This is a genomic window from Sphingobium sp. (genome assembly GCF_041987595.1).
Lineage (GTDB): Bacteria > Pseudomonadota > Alphaproteobacteria > Sphingomonadales > Sphingomonadaceae > Sphingobium.
Genome location: NZ_JBHIWJ010000001.1, coordinates 141,962 through 150,627 on the forward strand (window position 1 = coordinate 141,962; position 8,666 = coordinate 150,627).

Consider the following 8,666-nt stretch of genomic DNA (forward strand, 5'->3'; position numbering starts at 1 on the left):
TTTTCATTATATAGGCAATGTGCGTAATAATCTACTGCCTAACCCGCATTTATGGCTGGCGGGAAGCGGGCCGATTAGAGTAGGGCCGCTGCCGGAAAAATGCTATGGGCGATGCCCGCAAGGAAAGGATGGGCTGTGAACGAAACTGGTCGGGGGAAATTCGCCATTGTGACGGGCGGCACGCGGGGCATTGGCGCTGCGATCGTCCGGCGCCTGCTGGCGGAGGGCTATGACGTCGCCACCTGCGGCCGGACTCCGCCGGAACAACCGATCGCCATGGATGGACGAACCGCGCAGTTCGATGCCTGCGACATTCGCGATCCGGCCGCCGTCGCCAGTTGGATAGAGGCGCTCGTCGCGCGTCATGGCCGTATCGATCTGGTCGTCAACAATGCGGGCGGGTCGCCGCAGGCCGACGCCGCGACCGCCAGCCCGCGCTTTTCCGAGCGCATCCTGCAACTCAACCTGCTCGCGCCGCTGCATGTGGCGCAGGCGGCCTATCCGCATCTCAAGGCCGTTGGCGGTTCGATCGTCAACATCGCCAGCGTGTCGGGCGCCCGTCCGTCTCCCGATACCGCCATTTACGGCGCGGCCAAGGCGGGTTTGCTGAGCCTGACCACCAGTCTGGCTCAGGAATGGGGACCGGAGGTGCGGGTGAACGCAATCATCGTCGGCCTCATAGAAACGGAAAATTCCGAAATGACCTATGGCTCGGCAGAGGCGCAGGACCGGATTGCTGCGTCCCTGCCGCTGAACCGCATGGGCCGAGGCAGCGACATTGCCGAAGCGGTGGTGTTTCTGGGGTCGCCCGCCGCCGCCTATATCAGCGGCGCGAAGCTGGAGGTTCATGGCGGCGGCGAGCGGCCGCTGTTCCTGGAGATCGTGAAGCAGGAAGCCGCCAAGGGCTGAAGGATGAAGGGTGGCGGGTCACGCCCGTCACCCTTCTTTCAGGTCAAAGACCCAGCAGAGCGCGGGTCTGGTCGTTGAGCGCGGGGGCTGCCTGCTCCTGGAAGAAGGCAATGCGGCCGGCGAGCGACTGGTCCGTCATCTCGGGCTGGCTGGAAATCCAGAATTTACGGGCAGCCATGCCCTCCACGAAGATGCGGCATCCCTCGTCCAGATCCATGCCGTAATTGGCCATCATGTGCGCCATGGTAGCGCGATGGGCAGCGGCGCTTTCCGGTTCGCCCTTGCCCGCTTCGGCGTCGAAGATGCTGGTCTTGAGCATGCCCGGTATGATCGAGCAGACGTTGATCGGCGCCTTGGCCACCTGCATTTCCAGATAGAGGCATTCGCTGAACGACTGGATGGCGTGCTTGCTCATGATATAGGCGGTCTGCGTCGGCATGATGCCGAAGGACCCGATCGAGGCAAGGTTGCCGATCCACGCTTCCTGCCCCACGCGCAGCATGTGCGGCACGAAGGCGCGCACGCCGTGGACGACGCCGTGAATGTTGACGTTCAGCGTCGTTTCCCAGCGCGCAGTCGGGATTTCCCAGACATTGCCGATGGTTTCGATGCCCGCATTGTTGACCAGCAGGCGGACGGCGCCGTGGCGGTCGAACACATCCTGCGCCAGCGCGTCGAGCGCTTCGGGCTTCGACACGTCGACCTGAATGGCCTCCGCCTTGCCGCCGGCGGCAACGATCTCCGCCGCGACCTTCTCGGCCTTCGCCTTGTCGATGTCGGTGACGACGACGGTCATGCCGATCTGGCCGCAGCGGCGGGCGATCCCCATGCCGATGCCCGCGCCCGCGCCGGTGATGACGGCGACGCCGCCCGAAAAAACCTTCTCTTCTTCAGTCATGATTGTCTCCGCGAGGGGATTCAGATCGAGGTGAGCGCAGCAGGCGCACCCGGCAGATAATGGTGATAATAGCCCGCAGCCCAGCCGCCATCGACGGCCAGTTCCGCGCCGCAGATATAGCTTGCCTCGTCGGAGCAGAGGAACAGGCTGGCGGCGGCGATTTCCTCCGGCTCGCCGATACGCTGAAGCGGCACGCGCTCATAGCCGACATTCTTGGCGTCGCCTTCCAGCGCCTGCGGGTTGCCCATGACGGTGTTGACGCCGCCCGGATGGACGCTGTTCACCCGCACGCCCAGAGGACCGAATTCCAGCGCCGCGCTCTTGGTCAGGCCGCGCACGGCCCATTTGGAGCTGCTGTAGAGCGAGAGCGAATTGACGCCGCGCATCCCGTCGACCGAGGAGATGTTGACGATCGCCCCGCGTCCGGCCGTGCACATCTGCCCGCCCACATGCTTGAGGCCCAGCATCGCGCCCTTGACGTTGATGGCCAGCACGCGGTCGATCTGGTCAGCCTCCAGCGCCACGATCGGCGCGAAGGCGACGACGGCGGCATTGTTGACGAGTGCGTCGATCCGGCCATGCCGGGCCAGCACGGCCTCGACCAGCGCCTTCCAGCTGCTCTCGTCCGACACGTCCAGCCGCTGGAACATGGCTGTTTCGCCCAGATCGGCGGCCAGCGCCTTGCCTTCCGCCTCCAGCACATCGGCGACGACCACCTTCGCGCCCTCGCGCGCGAACAGGCGAGCTGTCGCTTCCCCCATGCCGCGCGCGCCGCCAGTGACGATGGCGACCTTATTCTGCAACCTTCCGGTCATGATCCCTATTTCCTTGCTACACTAAATTATTGAATGAAGGCTTTGAACGCGTCCCATGGAACGTCGGAGCGGTAGAGAGCGGCTTCGTCCATCGACCCTTCGGGAACGTGAAAACCGCTGGTGTCCATCACCGCATCGAACTGGGCGAGGGCGGTTTCCGGCGTCCAGTCCTTGTCCGTGGCGCGATAGCCCTGCGTGACCCCGGCGAAGACGCGGGTATAGCCGCCGCCGCCCGCCGTGAACATCTCGCCATTGCAAGGCGCGCTGTCATGGGCGAGCATCGCCACCACGGGCGCGACGGCGCGGGCGGGGAAATCGCGTTCCATCAGGCCGTGAATTTCCGGCCCCATGAGCTGGGTCATGCGGCTGCCCGCGATCGGCATGACGGCGTTGATCTTCACATCCTTGCCCAGCGCGCGCGTCGCCGATGCCAGCGCCCGCGTCATCGCCCAGACCGCGCCCTTGGCTGCGGGATAGGGAACGGCGCTGCCCATGCCGAACCATGAACCGGAAGAGATGTTGACGATGCGCCCGAAATTGCGATCCATCATCCCTTCCCAGACGGCGCGGCAGAGATAGAAAGTGCCGTTGGCCGACACGGCCATGTCCTTGTCCCACTGTTCGTCGGTGACGGTCGACAGATTGCCCGATGCGCTGACGATACCGGCATTGTTGACAAGGATATCGACCCGGCCCCAGCGACCAAGCGCGTCGTCCACGATCGCCTGCGCGCCCGCCGATGTGGCGACGCTGTCGCCATTCGCCTCGGCGATGCCGCCCGCATCCCGGATGGCGCGGGCCGAAGCCTCGGCATAGCCCTGATCCTTGCCCTCGCCCTGAAAATTGCCGCCCAGATCGTTGACCAGGACCTTCGCCCCCCGCGAAGCGAGCAGCGCGGCGTAGGCCTTGCCCAGACCGCCACCAGCCCCGGTAACGATCGCGACTTTGTCGTCGAAACGCAGTTCAGACATTCGCCTCTCCTTCGTGACAGGGGCGACGGATCGCACGCCCGTCGCCTCTACATGAGTAATCGCTTACAAATGGTCGGCGCAAGGCCTTTGCCAACCTGCCGCCGGTCAGCATGGCTGCCGCGCCAGAAGATCGCGGGGATAAAAGGTGGATGCGCGCCAGAACAGCAGGCCGCCTGCCACGGTCAGGATGCTCATGAGCAACAGGCTGGCGCGCAGCGACTCATCGCCCATATGCCCCGCAAGCAGGTCGCTTACCAGACCGCCGAGAGATGGACCGATGGTGCTGCCGATCACGTTGATGATCACGACGAGCATGGCCGTCGCCTGCGCCCTTTGGGATGGGGGCACCAGCCGGGCGGCCGCGCCGAAAGACGGGCCGGCCCAGATAGCGACCAGAAAGCCGTTGACGATCGACAGCATCGCCACGCCGGGCACATGGATGCCCGCGATGGTCAGGCCGGTGCCGCCGGGAAGGGTGAAGATGATGAGGTTCATCGGAAAGGACAGGAGAAAGGCGATGGCAGGCAGACGCAATTGCCATTGTTCACCATGGCGGCGGAGACGGTCGACCATGACGCCGCCTGCCATGCTGCCGGTGACGCCGCCGATCGCCGCCCCCAGCCCCAGCCAGGCGCCCGCCTCCACCACGCTCATGCCATGGGAGCGCATGAAGAAGGCCGGCATCCAGACTGCGCCCGCATAGCCGAAAATGTTGAAGGTGCCGACGCCCACTGCCAGCAGGCGAAGCGACCGGATGTTCCAGCACATCCGCGCCGAAGCCCAGAAGCCGGGGGCGTCGGCCGGTGCGTTGCTGGCTTCCCCCGCTGGCGAGGCGCGGCGTGGTCCGGTCAGCCAGAGGAGGAGCGCGAGCGGAAAGCCGGGAATGGCGATCGTCAGAAAGGCTGCGCGCCAGCCCCATTGCGCCGCGATCGCCGCGCCGCCCAGCAGACCGATGACCAGTCCGAAATAGGTGCCGGATGCCAGGACGCCCATGACCCCGGATCGCCGCTTTTCATCATAGAGTCCGGCCAGCATCGATTGCGCAGGCGGCAGGCCGCCGGCCTCGCCGATCCCGACAGTGAAGCGCGCCAGCGCAAGGTGGACGATATTGGCCGCCAGCCCGCTGGCGGCGGTGGCCGCGCTCCAGAGCGTGGCAGACAGGGCCAGCACGCCGCGCCGGGACCATCGGTCGGCCAGCCGCGCCAGCGGCATGCTGCAAAGAACATAGCTGATGATAAAGCCCGGCCCGCCGATCAGGCCCAGCAGGGAATCGCTGATCCCGAATTCCGCCTTGATCGCCGGGATCAGGATGGAAAACAGATGCCGGTCGGCATAGCTCAGTGAATTGAGCGCGAGCAGCAGCAACAGGATATACAGGCGATAGGCCGGCTTTTCCTGCACACTCTTTATCCCCATTTCCGTTTCCCCGCCGCGTTGCCGTTATATTCTATCGAACCTGGGTGCGCCTATCGCCCCAGAATCATGTCTGCTGCCTTTTCCGCGACCATCATCGTGGGCACATTGGTATTGCCGCCCGGCACCCGGGGCATCACTGACGCATCGACCACGCGCAGCCCGGATATGCCGCGCACGCGCAGTTGCGGATCGACCACCGCCATCGGATCATGTCCCATTCGGCATGTGCCGACGGCGTGAATGTCCGATGTCGCGGTCGCGCGCAGATAGGCGTCCAGTTCCTCGTCCGACCGAATGTTCGCGCCCGGCGCCAGTTCCTCGCCGCGGAAGGGGTCGAAGGGGCTTTGGGCGAAGATGTTGCGCACCGCCCGGATTGCCGCGCGGCCCATGGCCATGTCGTTGGCGGTGGACAGGATATTGGGGTCGATCGACAACGGATCGGACGCGTCTGGGCCGGTCAGTCTGATTTCGCCGACGCTTTCAGGGTTCAACAGGTCGATATGCGCGAAATAGCCATGTTCCATGATGAGCTTGCGGCCCATCGCCTCGTAGAGCGCCATGGCGAAATGCACCTTCACGTCCGGATTTTCCGCACCCGGCATGGTTTTCAGATAGGCGCCGATCTCCGCGGGAGGCTGGGCCAGTGGTCCCTTGCGGAACAGGGCGAAATTGACCGCCGCCTTGGCCGCGACCCAGGGATGGAAGACGTTGAACAGCGAAACCGGCTGAGTGCAATATTGCTTGACGCTGATCGCTACATGGTCGCGATAGTTTCGCCCGACGCCGGGCAGATGATGGACGGTCGGCACTCCGGTCTGACGCAGATGTTCGCCGTTGCCGATGCCCGAAAGCATCAATATCCAGGGCGAGTGGATGGCGCCTGCGGACAGGATGACTTCCCGCGCGGCTCTCGCCTGTTCCTGCCGCCCGTCGCGCCGCCAGGCGACGCCGGTGGCGCGCCCCTCTTCCACAATAATCCGCTCGACATGGGCGCCGGTGACGACGCGCAGGTTGGGCCGCTTGCGCGCCGGCGTCAGATAGGCGCGCGCGGCGCTCCAGCGACGCCCGGCCGAGGCGGTGACGTCGGCGGGAACCACGCCTTCGCGTTTAGACCCGCTGGGATCGTCATTATAGGGGACGCCGGCCGCGATCGCCGCGTCGCGAAAGGCCTTGGCAAGCGGGTTCCGGATTCCCGGACGCGTCACCAGGACGGGACCGCCGCGGCCATGATAGCCCTCCTCCCCGCCGGGCTGGAAATCCTCCAGCTTGCGGAAATAGGGGAGGACGTCGTCATAGCTCCAGCCTTCATTGCCCAGCTGGCGCCAGCCGTCATAATCGGCGGCGGTGCCGCGGTCATAGACCATGCCGTTGATCGAGGATGAACCGCCCAGCACCTTGCCCCGCGGCGTATACATCTGCCGTCCTCCGGCATGGGATTGCGGCACGCTGACATGCATCCACTGGAACATGCCGCGATACATGATCGGCAGCAGGCCGCCGGGGGCATGGATGAAGATGCTGTTGTCCTTGCCCCCCGCCTCTATCAGCAGGACGCGGTTGCCCGGATCTTCCGACAGGCGGCCCGCCAGCACGCATCCGGCCGATCCGCCGCCGACGATGATGAAGTCAACATTGTCCGTCATGGTCTCTCCCGCGGCTCCTGTCCCGCTTCGTTCGAATATGTCGGGACGGTCGAATTGGAGCTTGGACCGCGACAATTTTATGCGTATTAAATCCGACATTGGCCTACGCAGGTCAACATGGATATGTGAAAAATTTGCGAAATGGGGCAGGTCGTATCGTAATATGACGACGTTCGTCCCGGAACAACAAGATCAAGGAGAAGCCGATGTCCGCCGAAAGCCTCGCTGTGCAGCGCCATGATCCCTTTGCAGTCTACGACCCCGAAATCCTGGTGGTGTCCGACCCGATCGAGATCGATGCGCCCGCGATGCTGGTGTGGAAAATCCTGACCGATATGCCGCGCTATGGCGAGTGGAATCCCTTCTGCGTCTGGGCGGAATCGACGCTCGAAATGGGCGCGCCGGTGTATATGCGGCTGGTCAACTATGCCAATCCGGGCAGTCTTGCGCCCAATTGCGAATATGTCTGCGCGTTCGAGCCGGGACGCCTGCTGTCGTGGGAACTGCCCGACAATGAAGCCTGGCCCTATCCGGCGCGACGGGACCAGATGATCGAGGAACTGGGACCGGAAAAATGCCGTTACCAGTCGACCGACGCCTTCACCGGACCCAATGGCATCCATGTCATGCGATTCTGCGGCCCGTGGGTGACGCGCGCCTTCAATGATACGGCCAAGGCGCTCAAAGCACGCGCGGAAGCGATGCACCGGGGCGAACTGCGCTGAAAACCCGCATGAAGAAAAGGCGCCGCGATCTGCTCGCGGCGCCTTTCTGCTTTCTTCCATTCGCGCCTCAATCCGATCCGAAGCGGTAGCGGATCTGGAAACCGGCCATCCGTGGCTCATTGTAGATGACAGTGCTGAAGCCCGTCGATCCGTCGAGGCTGGATGCGGTATTGCTGACCTTGAAGGTCGAGTTGGTGAGGTTGGTGACGAACGCGCGCAGGTCGATGTTGGTGCCGCCCACACCGTTCCAGTCGATCGACGCATTGAACAGGTCATAGGCGTCGACATAGCCGCCGGGCTGCGCCGAAGGCAGGGTGGTCACTGCCGTCCAGTTCTTGTCCGCATGGCTGTAGCTGCCCGAAAGGACCAGCGTGCCGATGCCGCCCTCCAGTTCGTGCGAATAGCGCGCGTTGATTGCGAACTGGTTCTTCGGAATGAAGGGGAAGGGCGAGCAGCTGAGATCGATCGTGGTGTTGGGCGCGTTTATGCCCCGCGGGATCGTCACCGGGCCGGTGCAGGTCTGACGCACGCCATTGCCCGCCCCGGTGGGCGGGTCGGGCGGCAGGACCAGCTGATAGTCGAGATATTTGCCCTTGGTGTAGGAATAGCTGCCCGACAGTTCAAAGCCGGGGAGGGGGCGTATCGCGCTTTCCAGCTCTATGCCGCGTACCCGCGCCGTGCCCGCATTATAGGTGATCGCGCCCTGATCCAGCCCGGTCGTGTTGCAATAGGGGTTGGCGGCATTGGGACAGCCATTGGGGAAATTGTCGCCTGCGGCGCGCTGGATACCGTCATAGTCGAGCTGATAGGCGGCGACGTTCATGCGGACGGGAACAGTGCCCAGATGGAAGTCGGTCTTCGCGCCGACTTCGTAACTGGTCACATATTCCGGCGCGAAGGTCAGTCCTGAGGGGCGCACGCCCGCATAGTTGAAGCCGCCCGCCTTGTAGCCCCGCGTGATCTTTCCATAGAGCAGCGCGTTGCGCATCTGATAATCGAGGCCGGCGGTCCAGGTCGTCTTCTTGTAGGTCGCACCGGCCGACGCCACCGGGATGACGACATAATTGGCTGCGATGCGCGATCCGTCGAAGCGGTCGTTGGTGTAGCGGATGCCGCCGGTCAGCTTCAGCCCGTCCAATGGCTCGGAAAATGCTCCGAAGTCGAGCGATGCTTGAGCGTAGGCCGCCTTGCTCTTGGTGACCACGGAGAAGAAGCCGCCGCCGAAACCGGCAGCGTTGTAACTGCCGGTTGATTGCAGTCCTTCAGGCTTGTTCTTGGAATAGAAGAGA

7 protein-coding genes and 1 pseudogene are annotated in these 8,666 nt (G+C 64.0%); 2 read left to right on the plus strand and 6 right to left on the minus strand.

Translation table 11 applies throughout. The annotated features are described in order from the left end of the window. Positions 1–135: 135 nt before the first annotated feature. Positions 136–909 (plus strand): SDR family oxidoreductase, encoded by a 774-nt coding sequence (locus ACFC3J_RS00585; RefSeq protein ID WP_375194268.1) that lies wholly within the window; start codon positions 136–138, stop codon positions 907–909. 43 nt (positions 910–952) lie between these two features. Here ACFC3J_RS00585 and ACFC3J_RS00590 read toward each other — a convergent pair whose 3' ends face one another. The 5 genes from ACFC3J_RS00590 to ACFC3J_RS00610 form a co-directional block, all read right to left on the minus strand. After that, entirely contained in the window at positions 953–1,807 is an 855-nt protein-coding gene (locus ACFC3J_RS00590) for an SDR family NAD(P)-dependent oxidoreductase (protein ID WP_375194269.1), read from the minus strand. 20 nt (positions 1,808–1,827) lie between these two features. Further along, on the minus strand, positions 1,828–2,622 hold the full coding sequence (locus ACFC3J_RS00595) for an SDR family NAD(P)-dependent oxidoreductase (RefSeq protein WP_375194270.1): 795 nt from the start codon (positions 2,620–2,622) through the stop codon (positions 1,828–1,830). A gap of 26 nt (positions 2,623–2,648) precedes the next feature. Next, entirely contained in the window at positions 2,649–3,593 is a 945-nt protein-coding gene (locus tag ACFC3J_RS00600; protein ID WP_375194271.1) for an SDR family NAD(P)-dependent oxidoreductase, read from the minus strand. A gap of 105 nt (positions 3,594–3,698) precedes the next feature. After that, positions 3,699–5,009 (minus strand): spinster family MFS transporter, encoded by a 1,311-nt coding sequence (locus ACFC3J_RS00605; RefSeq protein WP_375194272.1) that lies wholly within the window; start codon positions 5,007–5,009, stop codon positions 3,699–3,701. Between the two features lie 50 nt (positions 5,010–5,059). Further along, positions 5,060–6,652 carry a GMC family oxidoreductase gene (locus ACFC3J_RS00610; protein WP_375194273.1) on the minus strand — a complete coding sequence of 531 codons (1,593 nt, stop codon included), beginning with the start codon at positions 6,650–6,652 and terminating at the stop codon, positions 5,060–5,062. Between the two features lie 206 nt (positions 6,653–6,858). Between ACFC3J_RS00610 and ACFC3J_RS00615 the strand changes: the two genes are divergently transcribed. Beyond that, a complete protein-coding gene (locus ACFC3J_RS00615) occupies positions 6,859–7,377 on the plus strand; it encodes an SRPBCC domain-containing protein (protein WP_375194274.1) in 519 nt (172 codons plus the stop codon). Between the two features lie 67 nt (positions 7,378–7,444). Here ACFC3J_RS00615 and ACFC3J_RS00620 read toward each other — a convergent pair. Continuing rightward, positions 7,445–8,666 (minus strand): annotated as a pseudogene (locus ACFC3J_RS00620) (hypothetical protein); the annotation flags it as partial.